14 protein-coding genes are annotated in these 24,122 nt (G+C 74.3%); 2 read left to right on the top strand and 12 right to left on the bottom strand.

The window, feature by feature from the left end; all coding sequences use genetic code 11:
• Positions 1-2 precede the first annotated feature (2 nt).
• Genes AB0G08_RS11910 through AB0G08_RS11890 form a run of 5 tightly spaced genes read right to left on the bottom strand, consistent with a single transcriptional unit; the run spans position 3 to position 5,737 of the window.
• The gene (locus AB0G08_RS11910; protein ID WP_357875456.1) at positions 3-845 is read right to left on the bottom strand and encodes a carbohydrate ABC transporter permease; all 843 of its coding nucleotides are present in this window, start codon (positions 843-845) and stop codon (positions 3-5) included.
• Complete coding sequence (locus tag AB0G08_RS11905) at positions 835-1,782, bottom strand: sugar ABC transporter permease (protein ID WP_358086419.1); 948 nt, start codon at positions 1,780-1,782, stop codon at positions 835-837. Before AB0G08_RS11905 ends, AB0G08_RS11910 begins: the two co-directional genes overlap by 11 nt.
• A gap of 12 nt (positions 1,783-1,794) precedes the next feature.
• Positions 1,795-3,033 (bottom strand): extracellular solute-binding protein, encoded by a 1,239-nt coding sequence (locus tag AB0G08_RS11900; protein ID WP_358086417.1) that lies wholly within the window; start codon positions 3,031-3,033, stop codon positions 1,795-1,797.
• A 23-nt stretch (positions 3,034-3,056) separates the two neighbouring features.
• Complete coding sequence (locus AB0G08_RS11895) at positions 3,057-4,652, bottom strand: FAD-dependent oxidoreductase (RefSeq protein ID WP_358086415.1); 1,596 nt, start codon at positions 4,650-4,652, stop codon at positions 3,057-3,059.
• 32 nt (positions 4,653-4,684) lie between these two features.
• The gene (locus AB0G08_RS11890; protein ID WP_358086413.1) at positions 4,685-5,737 is read right to left on the bottom strand and encodes a LacI family DNA-binding transcriptional regulator; all 1,053 of its coding nucleotides are present in this window, start codon (positions 5,735-5,737) and stop codon (positions 4,685-4,687) included.
• A 490-nt stretch (positions 5,738-6,227) separates the two neighbouring features.
• Here AB0G08_RS11890 and AB0G08_RS11885 point away from each other — a divergent pair, with 490 nt between their 5' ends.
• Together AB0G08_RS11885 and AB0G08_RS11880 are read left to right on the top strand one after the other, a co-directional pair.
• Positions 6,228-7,586 (top strand): hypothetical protein, encoded by a 1,359-nt coding sequence (locus AB0G08_RS11885; protein WP_358086412.1) that lies wholly within the window; start codon positions 6,228-6,230, stop codon positions 7,584-7,586.
• A gap of 170 nt (positions 7,587-7,756) precedes the next feature.
• Positions 7,757-8,584 carry a DUF72 domain-containing protein gene (locus AB0G08_RS11880; protein WP_358086444.1) on the top strand — a complete coding sequence of 276 codons (828 nt, stop codon included), beginning with the start codon at positions 7,757-7,759 and terminating at the stop codon, positions 8,582-8,584.
• Positions 8,585-8,623: 39 nt separating this feature from the next.
• On the opposite strand, the gene AB0G08_RS11875 is transcribed toward AB0G08_RS11880, so the two are convergent.
• The 7 genes from AB0G08_RS11875 to AB0G08_RS11845 form a co-directional block, all read right to left on the bottom strand.
• On the bottom strand, positions 8,624-9,667 hold the full coding sequence (locus tag AB0G08_RS11875) for a zinc-binding dehydrogenase (RefSeq protein ID WP_358086411.1): 1,044 nt from the start codon (positions 9,665-9,667) through the stop codon (positions 8,624-8,626).
• Positions 9,668-9,834: 167 nt separating this feature from the next.
• The gene (locus AB0G08_RS11870; RefSeq protein WP_358086409.1) at positions 9,835-11,844 is read right to left on the bottom strand and encodes an amino acid adenylation domain-containing protein; all 2,010 of its coding nucleotides are present in this window, start codon (positions 11,842-11,844) and stop codon (positions 9,835-9,837) included.
• Positions 11,841-14,717, bottom strand: coding sequence for a beta-ketoacyl synthase N-terminal-like domain-containing protein (locus tag AB0G08_RS11865; protein ID WP_358086407.1), 2,877 nt, complete (start codon positions 14,715-14,717; stop codon positions 11,841-11,843). Before AB0G08_RS11865 ends, AB0G08_RS11870 begins: the two co-directional genes overlap by 4 nt.
• Entirely contained in the window at positions 14,714-18,178 is a 3,465-nt protein-coding gene (locus tag AB0G08_RS11860) for an amino acid adenylation domain-containing protein (protein WP_358086405.1), read from the bottom strand. The genes AB0G08_RS11865 and AB0G08_RS11860 overlap by 4 nt, the downstream gene beginning before the upstream one ends.
• Entirely contained in the window at positions 18,178-18,468 is a 291-nt protein-coding gene (locus AB0G08_RS11855) for a phosphopantetheine-binding protein (protein ID WP_334609886.1), read from the bottom strand. The genes AB0G08_RS11860 and AB0G08_RS11855 overlap by 1 nt, the downstream gene beginning before the upstream one ends.
• A complete protein-coding gene (locus AB0G08_RS11850) occupies positions 18,468-20,735 on the bottom strand; it encodes a beta-ketoacyl synthase N-terminal-like domain-containing protein (protein WP_358086403.1) in 2,268 nt (755 codons plus the stop codon). The genes AB0G08_RS11855 and AB0G08_RS11850 overlap by 1 nt, the downstream gene beginning before the upstream one ends.
• Complete coding sequence (locus AB0G08_RS11845) at positions 20,728-23,955, bottom strand: amino acid adenylation domain-containing protein (RefSeq protein WP_358086401.1); 3,228 nt, start codon at positions 23,953-23,955, stop codon at positions 20,728-20,730. Before AB0G08_RS11845 ends, AB0G08_RS11850 begins: the two co-directional genes overlap by 8 nt.
• Positions 23,956-24,122 lie beyond the last annotated feature (167 nt).

Genomic DNA, 24,122 nt, shown 5'->3' with positions numbered 1-24,122 from the left:
CGTCATCCCTTGAGCCCGGTGTGCGCCAGGCCCTCGACGAACTGCTTCTGCGCGATGACGAAGACCACCAGGACCGGCAGCGCGGTCATCGACGCCGCGGCGAGCTGGACGTTCCACATCGGGCCGCCGTAGGCGTCGACGAACTGGGTGAGCGCCTGCGGCAGGGTGAACTTGTCCGGCGAGGAGAGGAACACGATCGGTTCCAGGTAGAGGTTCCAGCTGTGCAGGAAGGTGAAGATGGCGACCGCGCCCAGCGCGGGCCGGGACAGCGGCAGGGCGATCTTCCAGAAGGTGGCGAACCGGCCCAGCCCGTCCACCCGGGCCGCCTCCTCCAGCTCGCCGGGGAGGCTGATGAAGAACTGCCGCATGATGAAGGTCGCCAGCACGCTCGGCGCCCCCAGGATCGGCACCAGGATCAGCGGCCAGTGGGTGTCGACCAGGCCCAGCTTGAAGAACATCTGGAACAGCGGCACGATCGTCACCTCGCTCGGGATGAGCAGGCCGGCGAGGATCACCAGGAAGAGCACGTTCTGGCCGCGGAAGCGGATCCGCGCGAAGGCGTACCCGGCCAGCGCCGCCACCGCCAGGGTGCCGACGGTGACCACCAGCGCGATGTAGAGGCTGTTCAGGTACTGCTGACCGAAGGGCTGCAACTCGAACACCCGCCGGTACGCGTCCAGCTCCGCGTCGACCGGGATCAGCTTCGGCGGGAAGGCGAAGATGTCCGCCACCGGCTTCAGCGACGAGGTTACCATCCACCAGGTCGGGAAGACGAACGGGACCGCCAGGACCATCAGCACCCCGTAGAGCACCAGCTTGGTCCGGCGCGACAGCTCACGACTCATGGTGGACCCACCTCTTACGCATCTGCCACTGCAGCACGGTGAGCGCGAGCACGATGCCGAACAGGACGATCGACAGGGTGGCGCCGTAGCCGAAGTGGTGGAACTGGAACGCCTGCTGGTAGAGGTAGTAGACGAGGACCGTGGTCGACGTGCCGGGGCCGCCCTGGGTCAGCACCGCGATCTGCGCGAAGACCTGCAACGAACCGACCACCGTGATGATCGACGTCAGCAGGATGGTCGGGCTGATCATCGGCACGGTGATGCGCCAGAATTGGCGCAGCCGACTCGCCCCGTCCACCTCGGCGGCCTCGTACAGCTCGCCCGGCACGCCCTGGAGCGCGGCCAGGAAGAGCACCATGTTCAGGCCGACGTTCTTGAACACCTGCACCACGACGACCGAGAACATGGCGGTGCCCTCACCGCGCAGCCAGTTCGGCCCGTCCACGCCGACGGTGTCGAGCAGGCCGTTCACGCCGCCGTTGTCCTGCAGCAGGAAGCCCCACACGATGGTCCAGGCGACCAGCGAGACCACCACGGGGGAGAAGAACAGGGTGCGGAACACGATCGTCCCGCGCAGCTTCTGGTTGAGCAGTACGGCGAGCAGCAGGGCCAGGCCGAGGTTGAACACCACCAGCCCGACCGAGAAGAGGCCGGTGGCCCGCAGCACCGAGCCCAGGTTGGTGTCCTCGGCGAGGTTCGCGTAGTTCTCGGTGCCGACGAACTCGAACGTGCCGGCCAGCACGTTCCACTCGTGCAGGCTGTACCAGACCACCAGGATCAGCGGCAGGATCACGAAGACGGCGCTGCCGAGCAGTTGGGGAGCGATGAACAGGTAACCGGTGAGCTGGTCGCGGCGGCGACTGGTCCAGTACGGCCGCGACCGGTCCCGGGTGGGCGGGGCCGAGGCCCCGCCCACCGTCGTGTCCGTCTGGGACATGGTCAGACTGCCCTACTTCGCCAGCAGCGGCTGGATCTTGGTGCAGACACCGTCGAGGACGGCCTTGACGTCCGCGTCCGCCTTCCAGAGCGGGTCGAGCCCGGCACGCACCTGCTGGCTGAGCTCCGCCTGCCCGGCGTGACTGGGCTTGACCACGCCGTTGGTGATGCCGTCGATGACGACCTTCTGCAACTGCTCGGGCTTCAGCGTCGGGTTCGTCTTGGCCAGCGTCTCCGCGGTGAGCTGCGACTGGCGCGGCGGCGGGAAGAACTGGGCCAGCTTGGCCGAGTTGGTGGGGTTCGTCAGGAAGGCGAGGAAGTCCGCCGCAGCGTCGGCGTTCTTGCTCTTCTTCATCACGCCGACGCCGGCCTGGCCGACCACGGAGTAGCCGCCCGGCTTCAGCAGCGAGGCGCGCGAGATCTGGGTGACCGTCATGGCCGCGTCACCGGCGAAGAAGTCGGCGGTCGTGCCCGGGCCGGGCAGCGCCTTGCCGGTGAAGATCGCCTTGTGCAGGGTGGTCATCGCCTCGACCATCTCCGGGGCGGCGAAGCCGCAGGACTTCCCGTCCTCGCTCCACGCCTGGGCGCCCCAACCCGTCCAGAAGGTCGAGAGGTTGTCCCAGCCCTTGTAGTCGAAGTCGCGGATCACCAGGCCGGCCTTGCCGGTGGCGCCCGCGGTGGCGCCAGCCACCGTCAGCGCGGTGTCCCAGTTCCACTGCCCGGCCGCGACCAGCTCGGCCGGGGTCTTCTGCCCGGCCTTCTTGAGCAGGTCGGTGTTGACGAAGACCCCGAACGGCGAGGTGGAGAACGGGTACGCGTACAGCTTGCCCCCGTCCTGCCAGAGCTTGAGCGTGGCCGGGGAGATGTCGTCGTACTGGTAGCCCTCGGTCTTCTTCAACTTCTCGTCCAGCGGCAGCAGCGCGCCGGAGGAGACGAAGTCGGGGGCCGAGTTCTCGAACACCCAGGCCAGGTCGGGCGCGTTCCCGCCGGCGATCTGGGTGGTCAGCGTGGTGGTGTAGTTCTCGAAGGGCAGCGGGTCGAACGTGATCGCCGAGACCTCCGGGTGGGTCTTGCGGTACTCGTCGGCGATCTCGTTGAACAGCTTGAGGTGTGCCTCGTTGGCCGACCAGACGGTCATCCGCAGACTCGCCGGGCCCTTGTCCCCGGCCTCGTCACCGCCGCCGCAGGCGGACAGCGCGAGGACGCCGGCCAGTGTCGCGGCGACGCCGCGCACAGCCTTTCCCAATCTCATGATCTTCTCCTCAACGGGGGTGTTCAGTAGCCCGCGACCTGGGGCCAGCGCAGTTCCACGCCGGCCGCCGAGAGGCGGTCCTGGAAGTCGGCCAGCAGGCGGGGGGTGCCGCGGACCGCGCGCGGGGACTCGCCCCGCGCCAGACAGAAGTCGGCGAGCAGGCCGGCGACCTCGCCGACGTTCCACTCGACGGGGTGCAGCCGGTAGCTGCCGTTGGTGATGTGGGTGGTGCCGATGTTCTTGCCGGCTGGCAGCAGGTTCTCGACCCGCTGCGGGATGAGCGCGCCCAGCGGGATCTCGAACGGGCACGAGCCGACGTCGATGTAGTTGTCGCCGCCGGTGGACGGGTGCAGGTCGATGCGGTACATCCCGACGCCGATCGAGTCCGGGTAGGCGACCGCGCCGTGCTCGCCGCGCACGGCCAGCGACAGGTCCTGCTCCACCACCGTGTACTCGGCCCGGATGCGGCGCGACTCCCGGATGTAGGGCGCCTGGGCCAGGCCGTCGCGGCTGCCGGTCACGTCGCCGCGCAGGCGCAGGCCGGGGAAGCCGGTCCCGCCGTCGGGCCGCGGCGCCTCGGTCTGCATCCAGTAGAGCACCGAGTACGACAGCTCGCGGGCCTTGCTCAGGTGCCACGACGCGTTCGGCACGTCGATGACCGGGCCCTCGAAGTAGTCGATCATCGGCCAGTTCACCAGCGTGATGTCGCTGTCGTACGCGCCGTCGGTGAAGTTGCGCCGGGCGGCGATGCGCCGGAACGTCCAAAGGTTGCCGTCGCCGGGGTTGAGCCGCTGGTCGGCGTTGACGGCCAGCGGGTCGTCGTCGGGGTTGGGCGTGAAGCTGCGCTCGACGATCTCCAGGGTGCGCGGGTGCGGCGACCGCCAGGACAGCAGCCGGTCGCCCCAGAAGTCCGGCTTGTAGTCGCGCCAGAAGTCGTAGTTCGCCGGCCGCTCGATGGTGTGGTCGCCGTCGACGTGGTCGAGGGCGAAGCAGACGGAGACGGCCTGCATGTTCATCGGCTGCGCCTCGGCCGGCGCGCTGGGCTCGCCGGTGTCGGCCTGCGACTCGAAGCCGGTGACGTACTCGGTGCCGGTCAGCGGCAGCAGCTCGCCGGTCTCCGTCGCGTCGAGGACGTACGGCGCGACGAGGTCGATCCGCTCGTCCCGGTCGCGGTGCGCCACGGTCACCCCGACCACCCGGTCCCCGTCGGTCTCGGCGGCGACCGGCCGGTACGGCTGGAGCACGGTGAGCCGGCCGGAGCCGAGGAACGGCGCCAGCATCTGCTCGATGACGGCGACGGCCACCCGGGGCTCGTGGCAGACCCGGCTCACCCAGCCGGCGCCCGGGTTGAGGTCGGTCCAGGCCCGGGACCGCTCGGTGAGCGGGTAGTGCCGGCGGTAGTAGTCGCGGATCCCGGTGCGCAGGGCCCGGTAGCTCGCCGTGGCCCCGAACTGTTCGATCCAGGAGTGCTCGTCCGGCGGGACCGCCTGGCTGGTGAGCTGCCCGCCGAGCCAGTCGAACTCCTCGGTCAGGATGACCGACCGGCCGGCCCGGGCCGCGGCGAGCGCCGCCGCCACCCCGCCCAGCCCGCCCCCGACGACGAGGACGTCCGCACGCATCTGTACCACTTGCTTCCTTCCGGGTTGCACGGTCACCGCTCAGCTGCGGTGGACCGCCGATCAGGGGTGCCGAGGGTGTCGCCCTCGACGAGTTCGCAGGGCAGGAGCCGCTGCTGGACGCCGACGGCGCTGCCGTCGATGACGCTGGCCAGCACCTCGACCGACTGCCGACCCATCTCCTCGCGGGGGATGCGGAATCCGGTGAACGCGAGGTCGGTGGGAACCGGGACCGTCGGGTCGCCGAGGGTCAGGATCGACAGGTCGCCGGGCACGCCCAGGCCGCGCCGCCGGGTGGCCAGCGCCAGCGCCACGGCGGTGGCGAAGTCCTCCACGAAGGCGACGGTGGTCGCCTCGGCCAGCAGGTCGTCGAGGATGGCCTCGGCGTCCCGGCCGACGGTCGTCAGGTGCCGGGCGCTCTCCGCGGCCGTCGCGGCCGCGACGAACCCGCGCCGCCGGTCCGCCGAGGACTCCGCGGTCAGCTCCGTGTTCAGGTAGGCCAGGCGCCGGTGGCCGCGGGCGAGGGCCAGGCCGACCAGTTCGGCCACCGCCGCGGCGTAGTCGGCGCCGACGTACGGCACCGGGCCGCCGGCGTCGTCGCGGCGCCCGACGGCGACGTACGGGAAGCCGTCGCGGTTGAGCCGGTGCAGCTCGGCGGCGTCGATCTCCCGCCCGAGCAGGATGCACCCGTCGGCCAGGCGGAGCCGGTTGTCCTGGTGGAAGATGCGTCGCCGGCCGTCGACCACCGGGGCGCTGGTGAACAGCAGCAGGTCGCAGCCGGCCCGTTCCGCGTACTCCTCGATGCCCAGCAGGAAGGGGTGGAAGAAGTCGCGGCTGCCGCTGGGGAAGGCGGGCTCGTAGGTGAAGACGCCGATGATCCGGTTGAACCGCGCGGCGAGGCGGCGGGCCACGGGATCCGCGGCGTACCCGGTCTCGGCGATGGTCCGCAGCACGCGGTCGCGGGTCTCGGGCGCGATGCGGACGTCGGCGTCGGCCCGGTTGTTGAGCACCAGCGACACGGTCGCCTGACTGACGCCAGCCAGCCGCGCGATGTCACGCTGCGTGACGCGTCGGGGTGTAGAGGGCACAACGGGTCCTTCCGGTGCGGCTAATGCGTATTAGCGCTCGGCGTTGGGGAGGAGCCTGGCGGGCTGACCGGGTGTGTGTCAAGGGGTGGGCGAAGAGATTTCGCGGAGATGAAGTCCCTGGAGTAATGCGGATTAGCTCCTGGCGACCGACTCCGCCCTCACGGGCGGGCGGCCCCCGCCGGGGCCGTGGGGCTGCGCCGCCGGGGCTGGCGGCCGACCCCTTGACAAGACTCGCCCTGGTCGAGCAACATTCGAGAAGCGTAGATGGTAATACGTATTAGCAATCGACCCGGGCGGCCCGCCCACCCTTTCGGTGGCCGGCCGTCTCACGCAGCGTGACTTCGTGCCGCCCTGCGGCGTGACGCGCGACGTCCACAGTCGTCACCGGCGGAACCCGTCCCACCCCTGAACCTTCCGCCGACGACCCCGCGCGCCGGCAGCCCGTCCGGGCGGCCGGGTGGCCCCCACCCCCGACAGAGCAGGAACAGCGATGACGAAAGCACCCGTCCGAGTGCCCGTCCGCGCCGCCGTGGCGGCGGCCAGCGCGGGCATGCTGGTCGCCACCGTGGCCGGTGTCGCTCCGGCCGGCGCCGACCCGGCCCTGGACTTCCCGCGCTTCACCTACGCGGGCACCGCGTTCGACAAGGGCGCCCTGACCTACAACCCGACCAACGAGTTCATCTTCCCGAGCGTCATCCGGGCCGCCGACTACTTCCCCAACCCGCTGGGCACCTACTACCTGTACTACGCCCCCCACGAGCGGCCCGGCGGGATCGCCCTGGCGTACGCGGACTCGATCGACGGCCCGTGGACCGAGTACCGGGCCAACCCGCTGATCGGCAACACCTGGCTGCCCCACTACTCCACGGTCAGCCACATCTCCTCCCCGCACGCGATCTGGGTCGAGGGGGAGCGCAAGCTGTTCCTCTACTTCCACGGCGAGAACTCGATCACCCGGTACGCCACCTCCGAGGACGGCATCCACTTCGACTACGGCGGCACGGCGATCAGCCGCGACGACAGCACCGGCGGGGAGACCTCCTACGCCCGGGTGTTCGAGCACGCCGTGCCGCGGCTGGGCAGCCGGTACCTGATGCTCTTCATGGACAATCCGACCGCCGCGCCCCCCGGGCCGACCGGGCCGGTGTCCCGGCGGATCCGCTGGGCGGTCTCCCCGGACGCGCGGACCTGGACGATCCAGCCCGACCCGATCGTGACCCCGCAGGGCATCCAGGGACCGAACGCCTCCGGCCCGTTCTTCCTGCGCTGGAACGGCCGCAACCTGGTGATCTTCCACGCGGCCGACGGCAATATGCACGCCGTGGACGTCGGCGACGACTTCGACAAGGAGGTCCACCTCGGCGTCGTGCACGACTCGATGGTCGCCGCGCCGGACCTGGGGCGCTCGGCCGCGCCGACGTTCTACTTCGACGGCCGCACCGTGCACATGTACTACGAGGCCGGCGGGCGGCTCACCGCGACGATCGGCCATGCCGTCGCCACGCTGGACCAGCCGGTGCCCACCCGCGAGGTGGACTGTGTGGTGGACCGGCCGGTGCTGTGGCCGCCGAACCACCAGATGGTCGACGTCACCGTGACGGCGGACCTGCGCGACGGAGTCCTCGGCCCGAACGCGCTCAACCTGACGGCGGTGTCCGGCGGCGACGCCGCGGACGTCAGCGACTTCACCGTCGGCACGCCCGACACCAGCGGCCGGCTGCGGGCGGCACGCGACGGCGCCGGTGGGGACAGGGTCTACACCCTGACGTACGCCGGCCACGACGAGATCGGCCGCCCGGTCGGCTGCACCGTGACCGTCACCGTGCCGCACGACCAGGGCCTCGACTGACCGCACCGGTGGACCGGTGGACGCCGGCCGTACCCGATCGGGTGCGGCCGGCGCCCGTGCGTGGACTCGCCCCCGCCGGCGCGGCCGGATACCGTACCCGCGGCGCGGGGGACCCGCGTCGGGCCGTCGAGCGGTGGGAGGATCCGATGCGCCTGCACGTGGGGTGCGCCATGTGGACGCACAAGTCCTGGCAGGGGCGCTTCCTGGCGCACCCGCTGCCGGCTGACGAGCGGCTGCGGGGCTACGCCGGCTGGTGCACCGCCGTCGAGGGGAACACCACCTTCTACGCGACCCCCGGCCGCGAGACGGTCGCGTCGTGGGCGCGCCAGACCGACCCCGACTTCCGGTTCCTGCCCAAGCTGCCGAAGGTCGTCACGCACGAACGCCGGCTCACCGGCGCCGACGAGGAACTGCGGGTCTTCCTGGACGCCGTCGAACCCCTCGGCCCGCGGGCCCACGCCCTCTGGATCCAACTGCCGGGCTCGTTCGGCCCCGCCGACGTGCCCTTGCTGGCCCGTTTCCTGCGCAGGCTGCCCACCGCCCACCGGTACGCCGTGGAGGTGCGCCACCCCGCGTTCTTCGACGACCCCCGGGCGGCGCGGACGTTGGAGGAGGCGCTCGGCACGGTCGGCGCGGAATGGGTGCCCTTCGACACGACGGCGTTCTTCCGCACCCCGCCGACCAGCGACGCGGAACGGGAGGCGTGGACCAGGAAGCCGCGCACCCCGCTGCGCACCCGCGCGCTGACCGACCGGCCGATCGTGCGGTACCTCGGCCGGGACGACCCCGCACGCACCGTCGAGGGCTGGCAGCCGTGGCTCGACGTGGTGACCGGCTGGCTGCGCGAGGGCCGCTCGCCGACCGTGTTCGTGCACACCCCGGACAACGCCGACGCGCCCGAGCTCGCCCGCCGCTTCCACGACGAGGTGCGCGCGCGCCTGCCCGGGGTCGAGCCGCTGCCGGAACCGGAGCCGGTCGGGCCGTCGACGCTGTTCTGACCGGCCACTCCCGGCGTACGCCGGTCCCGCCCGCCTGGGTCAGGCCCGGCTCGGGTCGATCAGCACCTTGGTGTGCTCGCTGCGGCCCGAGTCGAGTTCCTCGAGGACGTCCTTCAGCGACGACAGGCCGAAGGTGCCCGTGTGCAGCGCCGCCACGTCGATGCGATCCGCCGCGATCGCGTGCATGGCACCCACGAAGTCCTCGTGGTGGTACGCCAGCGACCCGATCACCGTCAGCTCGCGGCTCTGCCAGTCGCCGTAGCTGACGCTCGAGTTCTCCAGCGGATAGCCGAGCAACGCGAGCGTCCCGCCCCGGCGCACCAGCTCCGCAGACGGCTGGAACAGCGCCGGTACGCCGCTGCACTCGTACACGACGTCGGCGCCCAGGCCCGCGGTCAGCTCGTCCAGCGCCGCCCGCAGCCCGGCCGGCTCGACCACGTGGGCGAAGCCGAGCCGGCTCGCCAGCGCGCGCCGCGCCGCCGAAGGCTCGGAGATGATCATCGGCCCCGCCCCGGCGTTGCGCGCGTGCTGGGCGGTGAGCAGCCCGATCGGGCCGGCGCCCTGGACCACGGTGGTGGCGCCGTACTCCGCCGCCACCCGCCGCACGGCGTGGAAGGTGACGGTGGCCGGCTCCACGAGCGCCGCCTCCACCGCCGAGAGGCCCTCCGGAACCGGGATCACCCGCCGTGCCGAGACCTGCACCCGGGTGGCGAACGCGCCGTGCGGCGGCGCGTCGGCGTCGACCCCGTTGGCCTCGGCGAACACCGTGTCGCAGTTGCGGGCGTGCCCGGCGACGCACTGGCGGCACCGGCCGCACACCGGCCCCACGCCGCCCACCACGCGCTGGCCGACCCGCAGCCCGTCCACGCCGTCGCCCACCGCCGAGACCGAACCGGTCCACTCGTGCCCGAAGACCGCCGGCGGCAGCATGTGCCCGTCGGTGTAACCGTGCACGTCCGTGCCGCAGATCCCCGTGTACGCGATGTCGACCGTCACCCGGCCGGGCCCCGGCTCGGCCGCGGCCACCTCGCCTTCCCGGAGCTCGCGCGGACCGGCGACCGCAAGGTAACGACCAGCAGACATACGGACCCCCCTCGGCGACAGCCCCAGTCTTCCACCCGACCTGCGCCACCAGGCCCGCTACCAGGAAGAATGAGCCGGCGCGGCGCGCGCTCGTCGCCGGTAACAGCCGGCAGAGCGCCACGCGACGGGTGTTGGCGAAGGCGAGCGGGAACGCCACGGATCGCGGATCATGCCCCGCTGCCCGGGTCGGTCGCGGCGCGCCGGCGGACCCGGGCCGGCGGGGCGGGCAGGGCGCGCCGGTCGACCTTGCCGTTCGCGGTCGCGGGCAGCTCCGGCAGGACCACGTACCGCAGGGGCACCATGTGGTCGGGCAGCTGCCGCGCCAGGAAGGCGCGCAGCGCGGGTTCGGCCACGACGTCCGGGTCGGCGTCGCGCTCGGCCACCACGTACGCCACCAGGGTCGCGGCGGCGCCCAGGTCGTCGCGCAGCAGCACGACGCTGTTGGCGACGAGCGGGTGCCGGTTGAGCACCGACTCGATCTCGCCCAGCTCGACCCGCTGCCCGCGGATCTTCACCTGCGTGTCGATGCGCCCGCCGTAGTGCAGGTGCCCGTCCGGCGACCACCAGGCCAGGTCGCCGGTGCGGTACACCCGCTGCGGCCACCCGGCGACTGCCACCTCGACGAACCGCTCGGCGGTCAGGTCGGGCCGCCCCGCGTACCCCCGGGCCAGGCAGTCCCCGCCCACGACCAGCTCCCCGGGCACGCCCAGCGGGGCCAGCTCGCCGCGCTCGTCGAGGACGTACGCGGCGACGTTCGCGATCGGCCGGCCGATGGGGACGGTGTCGTCCGGTTCGGGTCGGCGGCACGGCCAGGCGGTGACGTCGATGGCGGCCTCGGTGGGCCCGTACAGGTTGTGCACCTCGACCTGCGGCAGCGTGCCGGTGAGCTTGTTGACCAGCTTCGGCGGCAGCGCCTCCCCGCTGCAGATGACCCGGCGCAGGCCGGCGCAGCGACCCAGGCCGGCCTCCTCCACGAAGAGGGCGAGCATGGACGGCACGAAGTGCACCGTCGTCACCGACTCGCGGGCGACGACGTCGACCATCTCCTGCGGGTCGCGGTGGGCCTGCGCCTCGGCGGTGACCAGCGTCGCGCCGGCCATGAACGGCCACAGCAGCTCCCACACCGACACGTCGAAGGTGTACGGCGTCTTCTGCAGCACCACGTCGCCGGGGCCGATGCGGTACGCGTCCTGCATCCACACCAGCCGGTTGGCCAGCGACAGGTGCGTCATCTGCACGCCCTTGGGCGCACCCGTGGAGCCGGAGGTGAAGATGACGTACGACAGCCCCTCGACCACCTCCTCCGGGGCCCGGTAGCCGCGCCAGTCGACGGGCGCGGCCGGCAGGTCGCCGCCTGTCAGCGGCCGTACGGGCAGGGACGGCTCGCCGCCGCAGCCCAGCGCGGCCCGCCCCGCGTCGTCGGCCAGCACCAGCACGGCGTCGGCCACGCGGAGCATGAGGTCCAGCCGGGGGCGCGGGTGGGACGGGTCCAGCGGCAGGTACGCCCCGCCGGCCAGCAGGACGCCGAGCACCGCGACCACCATCTCGGGGCTCCGCTCGGTGCACAGGCCGACCACCGACCCGGGGCCCACGCCCTCGGCGCGCAGCCGCCCGGCCAGCGCCGCCGCCTCGTCCAGGAACTCGCGGTAGCTGCGGTCCCGGCCGCCGCCGCGCAGCGCGACGGCGTCCGGGGTGCGCTCCGCCTGGCGGCAGATCGTCTCGTGCACGGACGTGCGCGGCGCGGGGGTCGGCGCGGGGTTGAAGCCGAGCAGCGTCTTGCGCTCCACCGGGCCGACCAGCGGGGCCTGCCGCACCGGCCGGTCCGGATGGGCGGCGAGCCAGGCGTGCAGGGTGTCCAGGCGCTCCTGCAGGCACGCGGGATCGCCGTGGTCGCGGGCGAGCCGGACCGGCACCCCGGCCAGCACCGCCGACGCCCCGGCGGCACCCGTCGTGGCCAGCGCGACGTCCACGCGTCCGCCCGGCGCGGCGTCGACGGCGGGGTCCCGCCACCGGCCGCGCGTCTGCTCGCGTACCTCCGTCAGGGTGCTGTCCGCGGACAGGCGCACCAGGACGTCGCCGCGCGGGCCGCGCACGGCGACCGAGGCCGCGCCCGAGAGGCGGTGGCAGAGCACGGCCGCCACCGCCGCCACCAGGTCCAGCTCGTCGTGGCCCGTCATGCCGTCACCAGCCCGGCCAGCGTGCGCGGCGTGGGGTCGGCCGACAGCGTCTCCACCGGGATGCGCACCCCGAACCTGCGCTGCACCTGCGTGATCATGCGGATGAACAGCAGCGACTCACCGCCGAGGGTGAAGAAGTTCGCGTCCGGTCCGATCTCGGCCGAGCCGAGCATCCTGCCCCACAGCTCCATGATCTCCTGCACCACCTCGTTCTCGCCTCCGCCGGCGGGCTCCGGCGCCGGTTCCTGGACGTCGGCGGCCGGTCGCGGCGGCGCGGCGTCGAGCCAGTGCCGGGTGCGGGCGAACGGGTACGTGGGCAGCGCGACCCGCCGGGCGGCGCTCCCGCCGCGCACCGCGGCCCAGTCGACGGACGCTCCGGCGGTCCACAGGCCGCCGAGCCCGGCGAGCACGTCGCCGGCGTCGGCGCGCCCCGCCTGCCGGGGCTGGAGGGCGAATCCGGGCACCCGCTGCCCGCCCTGCCGGGCCATGCCGGTGAGTGCGGTGCCCGGCCCGACCTCGACCAGGACCGGGTCGGGCAGCCCCAGCCCGGTCAGCAGCGCGTCGTGGTAGCGCACGGGGCTGCGCAGCTGCGTGCCCCAGTAGCCCTCGGCGCGCGGCAGCCCCTTGCCCAGCAGCGTGCCGTCGACGGTGCTGATCACCGGGACGGTCCGGGGTCGCCGGGCGACGCCGTCGGCCTCGGCGCCGAGCAGCCGCGCCGCGTCGGCCATCATCCGCGAGTGGAAGGCGCGCCGCGCGGGCAACGCCCGGCAGTGCACCCCGCCCGCGTCGAGGCGCTCGCGGAACGCGGCGAGCTGCGCCACCGGCCCGGCCACCACGGTGAACTCGGGGGCGTTGCGGGCGGCCACGTCGAGGCCGTCCAGGCCCGCCAGATGCTCCTGCACCGCGGACAGCGGCGCGAGCACGGCCAGCATGCCGCCCTCGGGCGCGTCCTGCATCAGCCTGCCGCGGGTCGCGACGAGGCGGAGCATGTCGTCGGCGGCCAGCTCGCCGGCCAGCGCCGCGGCGGCGAATTCGCCGACCGAGTGGCCGATCAACGCCGCCGGGCGTACGCCCCACGACACCAGCAGCCGGCCGAGCGCGAGTTCGTGCAGCGCCAGCGCGGGCTGGGTGACGTCGGTGCGGTGCACGACCCCGTCGGGGTCGTCGCCGACCAGCACGTCGCGCAGGTCCAGCCCCAGGAGCGGGGCCAGCAGCCCCGCGCCGTGGTCGAGCTCCGCCCGGAAGGACGGGTAGCGGTCGTAGAGGCCCCGCGACATGGCGGGGAACTCCGCGCCCTGGCCCGGGAACAGGAACAGCACGCTGGGCCGGCGGGCGGCCTCGCGGACGGGCGCCCTGCGCAGCCGGGCCAGCGCCGCAGGGACGTCCGGCGCGGCGACCGCGAGCCGGTGCGCGAAGTGCCTGCGGTACGTCTGCGACGTCAGCGCGACGTCGGCGACGGCCAGGTCGGGGCGCTGCCGCAGGTGCTCGCTCCACTGCTCGGCGGCCGCGCGGACCGCCTCCGGGTCGCGCCCGGACAGCACGATCAGCTCGGTACGACCGTCGGCCGCCCCGGGACCGGACCCGGCCGGGCCGTCGGCCTCCTCCAACACCACGTGCGCGTTGGTGCCGCCCAGGCCGAAGGAGCTGACCGCCGCCCGGCGGGGCCCGTCGGCCTCCCACGGGCGGGCCACGCTGTCCACCGTGAACGGGGTCGACCCGTCGAGCAGCTCGGGCCGGGCCTGCTTGAGGCCGGCCAGCGGCGGGATCTGCCGGAAGTGCAGAGCCAGCGCGGCCTTGATGAGCCCGGTGACACCGGCGGCCGCGTCGAGGTGGCCGACGTTGGCCTTGACCGAGCCGATCGAGCACGGCCGCGCGCCCCGGCGGAACACCTCGGTCAGCGCCGACAGCTCGATCGCGTCGCCGACCTCGGTGGCGGTGCCGTGCGCCTCGAGGTAGCCGACGCTGGCGGGGTCGACGCCCGCGGCGGCGTACGCGCGGGTCAGCACGTCGATCTGCCCGGCGATGCCGGGCGCCGTGTAGCCGACCTTCATGCCGCCGTCGTTGTTCACCGCCGACCCCCTGATGAGGGCGTACACGGTGTCCCCGTCGCGGCGGGCGTCCTCGGCGCGCTTGAGCGCCACCATGGCGACGCCGTTGCCGGGGACGGTGCCGGCGGCCGAGGCGTCGAAGGGCCGGCACGCGCCGTCGGGCGACATGATGCCCTTCGTCTCGTAGAGGTAGCCGGCCTGCTGCGGCACGGCCACGCAGGCGCCGCCGGCGAGCGCGACGTCCGAGTCGCCGGTACGCAGGCTCTGGCAGGCCAGGTGCACCGCCACCAGTGACGTCGAGCAGGCGGTCTGCACGGTGACCGCGGGACCGCCCAGGTCCAGCCGGTACGCGACCTTCGCGGCGAGGTGGTCCTTCTCGTTGCCCAGCACGACCGAGAGCAGCCCCTGGGTCTCGACGAGGCCGGGCTGCGCGTACACGTGGTGCAGCGCGTAGTAGTTGAACCCGGCCCCGGCGAACACGCCGACCCGGCCGAAGGGGTGCCGGGTGGCCAGCCCCGCGGACTCCAGGGTGGCCCACGCCGTCTGCATCAGCAGCCGGTGCTGCGGGTCCATGGTCTCGGCCTCCCGCGGCGTGATGCCGAAGAAGGCGGCGTCGAACAGGTCCGCATCGGCCAGCACGCCGCGCGCCGGCACGTACGCGGAGTCGTCGAGCTGGTCGGCGGGCACGCCCCCGGCCAGCAGCTCCCCGCGGGTCAGCTCGCTGATCGTGATCTTCCCCGCGACCACGTTGGACCAGTACTCCCAGACGTCGGCGGCGCCGGGGAACCGGCCCGCCATGCCTACGATCGCGATGTCGCCGTTCATGAGGATGCGCCTGCTCCTTCGGTCTGGGCGTGCAGATGCCGGGCCAAGGTCTGGACGGTGGGGAAGCGGTAGAGGTCGGTCAGCGGGATGGCCCGGCCGGCCAGCCGCTCCTGGAGCAGCCGGCGCACGATCGCCAGTCGCAGCGACTCCCCGCCGACGTCGAAGAACGCCTCGTCGACGTCGAAGTCGTCGGTGCCCAGCGCCTCCACCCAGGCCCCCGTCACCAGCTCCTCGAACTCGGTAAGCGACGCCGAGCGCGGGGCGGGGACCCGTGCCGGCTGCCCCGCCGTCGCGCCGGCGCTCGTCGCGGCGGCGGGCTGCGCCGCCCCGGCCAGCGCGCCCAGGGCCCGCAGGTCGACCTTGCCGTTGCGGTCGAGTGGGAACTCGGCCACGGTCACCCACTGCTGCGGCCGGGCGTAGGGGGCCAGCTCGGCCTCCACGGCACGGCGTACGCCGGCCACGTCCAGGCCGTCGGCGGCGGGCTTGAGCGCGGCGCACAGGCGTACGCCCGTCACCGGGTCGCCGGTGGTGAACACCACCGCGTCGCGCACCCCGGGCCGCGCCCGCAGCCGGCGCTCGACGTCGACCAGCTCCACCCGGTGTCCGGCGATCTTCACCTGTCGGTCGTTGCGACCCAGGAAGCGCAGCTGCCCGTCCGCACCCCAGCGCACGAGGTCGCCGGTGCGGTACAGGCGCACCGCCGGCTCCCCGAGCCGGACGAAGGACGCGTCGGTGCGCGCGGGGTCGTCGAGGTAGCCGTCGGCGAGCCCGGTGCCCGCCGTGCCCAGCTCGCCGATGGCGCCCGGCGGGACGAGGCGCCCCGCCGGGTCGACGACGTACAGGTCGGTGCCGTGCACCGGCGTGCCGATCGGCAGCGGGTCCGGCGTCGCGTCGGCGTGGTCGACGGACCAGGTGGTGGTGAACGTGGTGTTCTCGGTGGGGCCGTAGCCGTTGGTGACCCGCAGCCCCGGGCAGGCCCGCAGCACCCGGCGCACGTGCGCGGGGGAGACCACGCCGCCGCCGGTGAAGAGCTGCCGCAGCCCGGCGAAGGCGTCCGGACGGTGGTCGGCGACCAGGTGGAACACGCCCGAGGTAAGCCACGCGTGGGTGATCCCGGCGGTGCGCAGGAACTCGGCCAGCCCGCTGGGCGTCGGTTCCCCGGGCGGGAACACCACCACCGTGTCGCCGTTGGCCAGCGGCACCAGCAGCTCCAGCGTGGACGCGTCGAACGCCAGCGGGGACAGCCGCATCATCCGCATGCCCGCCCGGTCGGCGAACAGCCCCGGGTCGTCGGCCAGCCGCAGCACCGCCCGGTGCGGCACGACCACGCCCTTGGGCACCCCGGTCGAGCCCGAGGTGAAGGAGACGTACGCGGTCCGCGCCGGGTCGGCCGGGGCCGCCTCGACCGGGTCGTCGCCGGTCCCGACGACGCCGGGGCCGCCGGCCGCCCCGTCCCGCGCCGGCGTGTCCGGGCCGGCGAGGGCGCAGTCGGCGGCGCCCGACCACTCCTCTCCGGCCGGGGCGGTGCCGAGGCGGGCCCGGGGCGCGACGGCGGCGGCCAGGTGGGCCCGCCACTCGGCCGTGGCGTGCTGGTCGACCGCGACGTAGTGCGCACCCAGCCGCAGCACACCCAGCACCGCCACGGCCTCGGCGGCCGAGCGCGGCAGCTCCAGGACCACCGCGTCGCCGGCGCGCACGCCGCGCGCGTGCAGCAGCCGCGCCTGCGCGACGGCCCGGTCGTGCAGCTCGCGGTAGGTCAGCGTGAGCCCGGCGTGCGCGTCGACCAGCGCGACCCGTTCGCCCGCGGACCGCGCGTGCGCCGCGAACCGGCTCCACACGTCGTCGGCCGTGTCGTGCGAGCCGCCCGCGCCCAGCGCCCGCAGCCGCGCGTGCTGCCCCGCCGACAGCCCGGTGACGTCACGCAGGGCGACGCCCGGGTCGGCGGCCAGCTCCCGCAGCGCCGCCTGGAACGACTCGGCCAGCTCCCCGGCGTCGGCCGCGGTGAGCACCGACGTGGCGTACTCCAGGGCGAAGCGGGGACGGTCCGACCACGACTGGAGGTAGAGCAGCGCGTCGAACACCGCACCGTGGCAGTGGCCCTCGTGCACCCGCCAGGCGCGGCCCCCCGCCTCCAGCTCGTCGGGCACCAGCTCGTGGTGGGCGGCGAAGCCGAGCTGCGCCAGCGGGTTGCGGCCCGGGTCGGTGGCGCCGCCGAGCCCGGAGATGACCCGCTCGAACGGCACGTCGGCGTCGGCCGCCGCCTCGGCCAGCGAGGCGGCCACCCCGCGTACGTAGTCCCGCGCGTCGAGGTCGTCGCTCGCCGCGCAGCGCACCGGGACGACCCGGGTGCACAGGCCCACGATGCCGGCCATGCCCGCCTCGAACCGGCCCGCCGCCGGCACCCCGAGCACCAGGTCGGTCAGGCCCGCGCGGCGGGCGGCGGCCAGCGCCCACGCCGCCATGGCCACCGACGTCACCGTCACCCGGCAGTGCCGGGCCAGCTCGGTGGCGGCCCGCGTCGTCGCCGCGTCGAGGTGGAAGCGCAGGCGTGCGCCGCGGCCGTCGGCCTCGGCGACCGGCGGCAGGTCGGTGGGGAGCGCCACCGTCCAGGGCGCGCCGTCCAGCCGGGCCGCGATCCGGGTCAGCGCGCCGTCCAGCGCCCCGGACGCCTCCTGCGCGGCGAGCCGGGAGCCGATCCACTCCGGCGACGGCGCGGCGCCCGCCGGGCCGGCGCCGGCGTAGAGCTCGGCGAACTCGCGCCAGAGCACCCCAATGCTCCAGCCGTCGGCGATCGTGTGATGCACCAGCATGGTGAGCAGGTCGCGCCGCCCGGCGCGGGTCAGCACGAAGACGACCGGCGGCTGTGCGAAGGGGCGCAGCAGCCGCGCGGCCGAGGGGCCGTACAGCTCGTGCACGGCGCGTACCGGGTCGTCGTCGGGCAGCGTCTGGTGCAGCAGCCGTGGCTCGTACGGGGCGGGCAGCACGATCCGGGCCTGCCGCGGGTCCCGGGCGAACCGGGTGCGCAGCGCCTCGTGGCGGGTCGCCAGCTCGCGCAGCGCCGACCGGGTCCGGGCCTCGTCGAGCGGCCCGTCCGCCTCCAGCGTGAACATCAGGTGGTACGGCGCGTCCTGGTCGAGCAGGTGCGCCGCCAGCATGGAACGCTGACCGGGCAGCAGCTCCAGCTCGGCGGGCCGCCGCGCGGCCGGCGGGGGCGCGGTGTCCACGTGCTCCACCGCGCCGGCCAGCGCCTGCGCCAGCGGCAGCGCCGACAGCAGCCGGGCGCTGTCCACGTGCGCCCGCAGCTCGCGCTGGCCCAGCGAGACCAGCGCGATGGCCTGCAGCGAGGTGCCGCCCAGCGCGACGAACGACTCGGTCACCGCCGCGTCCCGCAGCTGCTCGGGCGCGCAACCGAGCACCCGCGCGGCCAGCGGCGTCCAGGCGGAGAGTTCCGGGGCGGTCATCACACGACCTCCGCCACCGGCTCGTCCAGCGGCACCTGCGCCGGCTTGTCCAGCGGCACCTGGCCCGCGACGTCCCGCAGGTCGGCGAAGCGGGGGTTCTCCAGGACGTGGCCGAACATCACCGCGAGGTTGAGCTCCTGGCGGATCAGGGTGCTCAGCCGCAGCGCGCTGAGCGAGTGGCCGCCGAGGTCGAAGAAGTCGTCGTCGTCGTCGACCGTGTCGACGCCGAGCACCTCCATCCACAGCTGCTCGAACTCGCCCACCCAGGTCCGGTCGTGTACGTCGCGCATCAGTGGTGCCTCTCTGTGTCCAGTCGGGTCGCGGGGGCGTCCAGGTAGTGCCGGGTGGCCGCGAAGGGGTAGGTGGGGGCGGGCCGCCGGCGTCGGCCCGCGTCGTGCACGGGGTCCCAGGCGCCGACGAGACCCAGCTGCCACAGCGCGCCGACGGTGGCCAGCAGCCGGGCGTGCCGGTCGGCGGGCAGCGCGGGCCCGTCCGGGCCCAGGTGCGGGGTGACGCTCGTGCCGACCTCGACCCAGAGCACCTGGTCGAGCTCCGGCGGCGTCGTCGGCGCGGGCGGTCCGGCCGCCTGCGCCCGCCAGTACGCGAGCCCGTCGTACCCGGTCGGCGGCTCCCCGCCCGGCACGTGGACGGGCAGTTCGGCCGGGTCGAGCCGGCTGGCGTCGACGTCGCCGCCGCAGGTCAGCTCCAGCGCGTCGGCGAGGGACATGATCCCGGCCACGACCGCGCACGCCACGGCGCCGATGCCGGCGCCGGCCAGGGCGCGCGGGGCCACGCCCCGGCTGCGCAGCGACCGCGCCAGGCCGACGCAGGCCAGCAGCCGGGTGCAGCGCTCCCGTACGGCCTCGTCGAGGTCGCGGTCGCGCAGCAGCGCCACGCCCTCGTCGACGACCCGGCGGTACACCGGGTCGGCGTCGTAGTTGGGCCGGTTGCCGGTCAGCTCGCCGGCCCCGGTGAGGTGCAGCGCCACGCCGCGCGCCCGCGCCTTCGCGTCGACCTGCCGGACCGTCGCCGGCGAGCCGTGCGCTCCGGTGAGGAACGCGGCCCGCCACGGCAGCTCCGCCCGGCCGGTCCGCAGGGTGTACGCGAGGTCGGCCAGCTCGCCGGGCGGGGTCTGCGCCACGCAGGCGGCGGCGCGGTCCAGGCCGGCCTGCGCCACGGCGGCGGTCTTCGCGGAGACCAGGACCAGCTCGGTGACGTGGCGGCGCGACCGGGGCCGGGCGGGCGGGGCCTCCTCCAGCACGACGTGGGCGTTGGTGCCGCCGATGCCGAAGGCGCTCACCCCGGCCCGGCGTACGCCGTCGATCGGCGCCCAGGGCCGGGCCGCCGCCGGCAGCTCGAACACCGAACCGTCCAGCCTGAGCGCGGGGTTGGGCGTGGCGAGGTGGGCGATCGGCGGGATCACGCGGTGCTTCAGCGCCAGCACGGTCTTGATCAGGCCGACCACGCCGGCGGCGGTGTCCAGGTGCCCGACGACCGACTTGACCGCGCCGAGCGCGCAGGGCGCCCGGTCGGGCCGGTCGCTGTCGAAGACCTGCCGCAGCGCCGCCACCTCGATCGGGTCGCCGAGCGCGGTGCCGGTGCCGTGGGTCTCGATCAGGCCGACGGTGTCCGGGTCGACGTCGGCCACCTCCAGCGCCGCCGAGATCACGCCGGCCTGGCCGGTGGGGCCGGGCGCGGTGAAGCCCGCCTTGCGGGAGCCGTCGTTGTTGACCGCGGAGCCGCGGATCACGGCGTGCACGGTGTCGCCGTCGCGCAGGGCGTCCTCGAGTCGCTTGAGCACCACCACGCCCGCGCCGTCGCCGGGCACGGTGCCGTCGGCCGCGGCGTCGAAGGCCCGGCACCGGCCGTCGGCGGAGAAGATCCCCCCGGGCTCGTGCACGTGCCCGCGCCGCGTCGGCGGGGTCACCGTGGCGCCCCCGGCCAGTGCCACGTCGGCGTCGTAGGTCAGCAGCGCCTGCACCGCCTGGTGCACCGCGACCAGCGACGTCGAGCAGGCGGTCTGCAGCGTCAGCGCCGGACCCTGCAGGTTCAGCTTGTACGCGATGCGGGTGCCCGCGAAGTCCTTGTCGCTGCCGATGATCAGCCCCAGGCCGCCGGCCGCCTCGACCGCGCGCTCGTTGGGCCACACGTTGTCGAGCAGGTAGACGTTCAGGCCGGTGCCGACGTACACCCCGATCCGGTTGCCGTCGGCGGCGACCGGCGGGTGGCCGGCGTGCTCCAGCGCGGCCCAGGCGCACTCCAGCAGGATCCGCTGCTGCGGGTCCATCAGCGCGCTGTCCGAGGGCGAGTAGCTGAACAGCCGGTGGTCGAAGCAGTCCGCGTCGCGCAGCACCGCCCGGGCGGGCACGAAGTCGGGCCGCTCGACGAGGTCCTTGGGCACGCCCCAGCCGACGAGCTGCTCGGGGGTGAAGAAGGTGACCGCGTCGACCCCGTTGACCACGTGGTGCCAGAACAGGTCCAGGTCGCGTTCGGCGCCGGGGACCCGTACGGCCATGCCGACCACGGCCACCGCCGCGCCGTCGGGCAGCTCAGCCACGGCGGCCTCCCGCGGTCCGGCGCCGGTCGGCCAGCAGGGCGCGACCGCGGTGGCGCTGCGCCACCCGCGCGTCGGCGACCACCGGGGCCGCCCGTTGCAGGTGCGCGGCGCAGCCGGCGACCGTGCCGGCGCGGAACAGGTCCGTCACGGAGACGTCCAGGCCCTCGTCGGAGAGCCGCTGCTGGAGCGCGATCAGCGCGAAGCTGTGCCCGCCCAGGTCGAAGAAGTTGTCGTGCAGCCCGACGTCGACCCGGTCGAGCACCTCGCTCCAGCAGGCCCGGATGCGCTCCTCCAACCCGCTGCCGGCGGCGAGGCCGCGCCGCGCCGCGGGCGCGACGGTGGTGCGCGCGGCGCGGCTGTCGGCCAGCAGTCGGGCCGTGTCCACCTTGCCGTGCGCGGTGAGCGGGATCGCCGCGACGGTCAGGATCCGCGACGGCACCATGTACGCCGGCAGCGTCGCCCGTACGTGGGCGCGCAGCTCGCGTTCGGCCTCCGGGCCGAGTTCGCCGACGACGAAGGCGGCCAGCTCGTCGTTCTCGGCCGCGACCGCGCACGAGTGCACCGTCGGGTGGGTCAGGAACGCGCCCTCGACCTCGGCCAGCTCGACGCGGTAGCCGCGCAGCTGCACCTGGGTGTCGTTGCGGCCGAGGTACACCATGTTCCCGTCGACGCCCCACTTGACCACGTCACCGGTCCGGTACATCACGCCCCCGCCGTACGGGTCGGGCAGGAAGCGCGCCTCGGTCAGCTCCGGGTTGCCCAGGTAGCCGTGCGCGACGAGCACCCCGCCGCAGTACAGCTCGCCGGGCACGTTGAGTCCGGTCGGCCGCAGGTCGTCGTCGAGGACGTAGCAGCGCCCCGACGGCAGCGGCACGCCGACGGTGCCCTCCCCGACCCGGGCCAGGTCCGCCGTGGGGGCCTCGAAGATCGTGACGTGGATGGTGCCCTCGGTGATGCCGTACATGTTGACGAACACCGCGCGCAGGCCCGGCGCGCCGGCGACCAGCGACGCGACCCGCGACCAGCTCAGGGCCTCGCCGCCGAGGACGACGTAGCGGATGCGGGAGACCTCGTCCGCGCCCAGCAGCCGCAGGTACGGGGGCAGCAGCCGGTAGAGCGCACCGGGGGTCTGGAACACCACCGTGACGCCCTCGCGGTGCACCAGCTCGGCCAGGCGCTGCCGGTCCACCAGGTCGGCCTGGTCGGCGACGACCAGCCGGCCGCCGGTGCTCAGCGCGCCCCACATCTCCCACACCGAGGCGTCGAACGAGAACGAGCTGGCGGCCAGCCACACGTCGTCGGCCGTGACGTCGAGCCCGGCGGGCGTCGGGTCGTTCAGCGCGTCCAGGCCGCCGTGCCCGACCATGACGCCCTTGGGCACGCCGGTGGAGCCGGAGGTGTAGATGACGTACGCCTGGTCGCGCGGCCCGGGGAACGTCTCCGCGACCACGGACGTCCCGTCGAGGGTGTGCGCGTCGGCCAGGCGGATGTCGCGGCCCCGCGCCAGCGCGCCGGCCGTGTCGGCGGTGCCGGCCTCCACCAGCATGAACGGCATGTCGGCGCTGGCCGTGATCAGTTCGAGGCGCTGCCGTGGGTACTCGGGGTCCAGCGGCACGTAGACGCCGCCGAGCTTCCACACGCCGAGGATCGCCGCGACGATCGCGGGGGAGCGGCGCAGCAGCAGTCCGACCCGGTCGCCGCGGCGCACCCCCCGGTCGGCCAGGCCCGCCGCGATCCGCCCGGCCCACCGGTCCAGCTCGGCGTAGGTGACCTCCACGTCCCGGTGGCGCACCGCCACCGCGTCCGGGGTGCGCGCCACGTGCTCGGCGAAGCGGCGCAGCACCGACGGGTGGTCGGCCGACTGCCGCGCGACCGGCGGGTTCACCCCCTCGGTCAGCAGCAGCCGCTCCGCCTCGTCCACCATGCACGGTTCGGCGTCCGGCCCGTCGACGACCGACCGCAGGAAGGTCAGGTAGTGCGTGAGCAGCGTTGCGACGGTCTCCGGGGTGAACAGCTCGGTGCTGTACTCGGCCCGCAGGAACGGCGTGGCGGTGGACACGTCGAGGGTCAGGCCCAGGTCGAACTTGGTGACGTCGATCTCGACGTCGACCTCGGTCAGCCGCACGCCGTCGAACTCGGGGAACGCGAACGGGAAGTTCTGCACCGTCAGGGAGGTCTGGAACAGCGGCGCGTGGCTGAGCTGCCGTTCCCCCACGGTGGCCCGCACGATCTGCTCGAACGGCACGTCCTGGTTGGCGAACGCGGCCATGCTGGCCCGCCGGGCCCGCTCGACCAGCTCGGCGAAGCCGGGCCGACCGGACACGTCGAGCCGGATCGGCAGGGTGTTGACCAGGCAGCCGACGACGCGCTCCTCGGCCTCGTCCATCCGGTTGGCGACCGGCACCCCGATCACCACCTCGTCCTGGCGCGCGTAGCGCGACAGCACCGAGGCGTACGCGGCCAGCGTCACCGCGAACAGCGTCGCGCCCCGCGACCTGGCCCACGCGGTGAGCCGCTCGACCAGCTGCGGCTCGACCGGGCGGCGCAGCACCGCGCCGTCGGCGCTGAGCACGCTCGGCCGGGGGAAGTCGGTGGGCAGCGCGAGCTGCGGGACGTCGCGCAGCTCGGCGCGCCAGAAGTCCAGCCCGGAGCTGTCGCGCTCCCAGGACTCGCGCTGCCGCTGGGCGTACGCCAGGTACGACTCCTCCGGTTCGGCGTACGCGGCGTCCGTCCCGGACACCGCCGCGTGGTACTCGGCGGCGAGGTCGCGCAGCAGCAGCCCCACCGACCAGCCGTCGCAGGCGATGTGGTGCACCAGCACCACGAGGGTGTGCTCGTCCGGACCCCAGGAACGCAGGAAGGCGCGCAGCACGGGCCCGTCGCCGAGCTCGAACGGGCGTCGGGCCTGCTCGGCGACCAGGGTGTGCAGGTAGGCCTCCTGGGTGTCCCGGTCGGCCCACGCGCCCGTCTGCACGTCGACGTCGGCGTGCGGGGTGGGCGAGACCCGCTGGGTGAGCACGCCGTCGACCAGCGCGAACGTGGTGCGCAGCGCGTCGTGCCGGGCGACGACGCGGGTCAGCGCCGCGCGCAGCGCCGCCGGCCGCAACGCGCCGTGCAGGTGGACGGCGAACGCCACCACGTACGCCGGGTTGCCGGGCTGGAGCTGGTTGAGGAAATAGAGTCTTTCCTGAGCGAAGGAAGCACGACCGGTACGAACCATGGATCGATCGTGCGGTGTCCGACGTCCCGTCCGGCAGAGCGAGCTTCCCCGCTCCAGCAGGGAAAACCTCCCGGTCGGGTGCCGGACACACCGCTGCTCGGCCGGCTGCTCACCCTGGCCGGCTCCGGCGCCCGGGAACGCGACACGGCCCCCGGTCCGACGGGGTC

Source organism: Micromonospora sp. NPDC023644 (assembly GCF_040640115.1).
Lineage (GTDB): Bacteria > Actinomycetota > Actinomycetes > Mycobacteriales > Micromonosporaceae > Micromonospora.
Note: the sequence above shows the minus strand (reverse complement) of the source record. Positions and strands in the feature narration are given on the sequence as shown.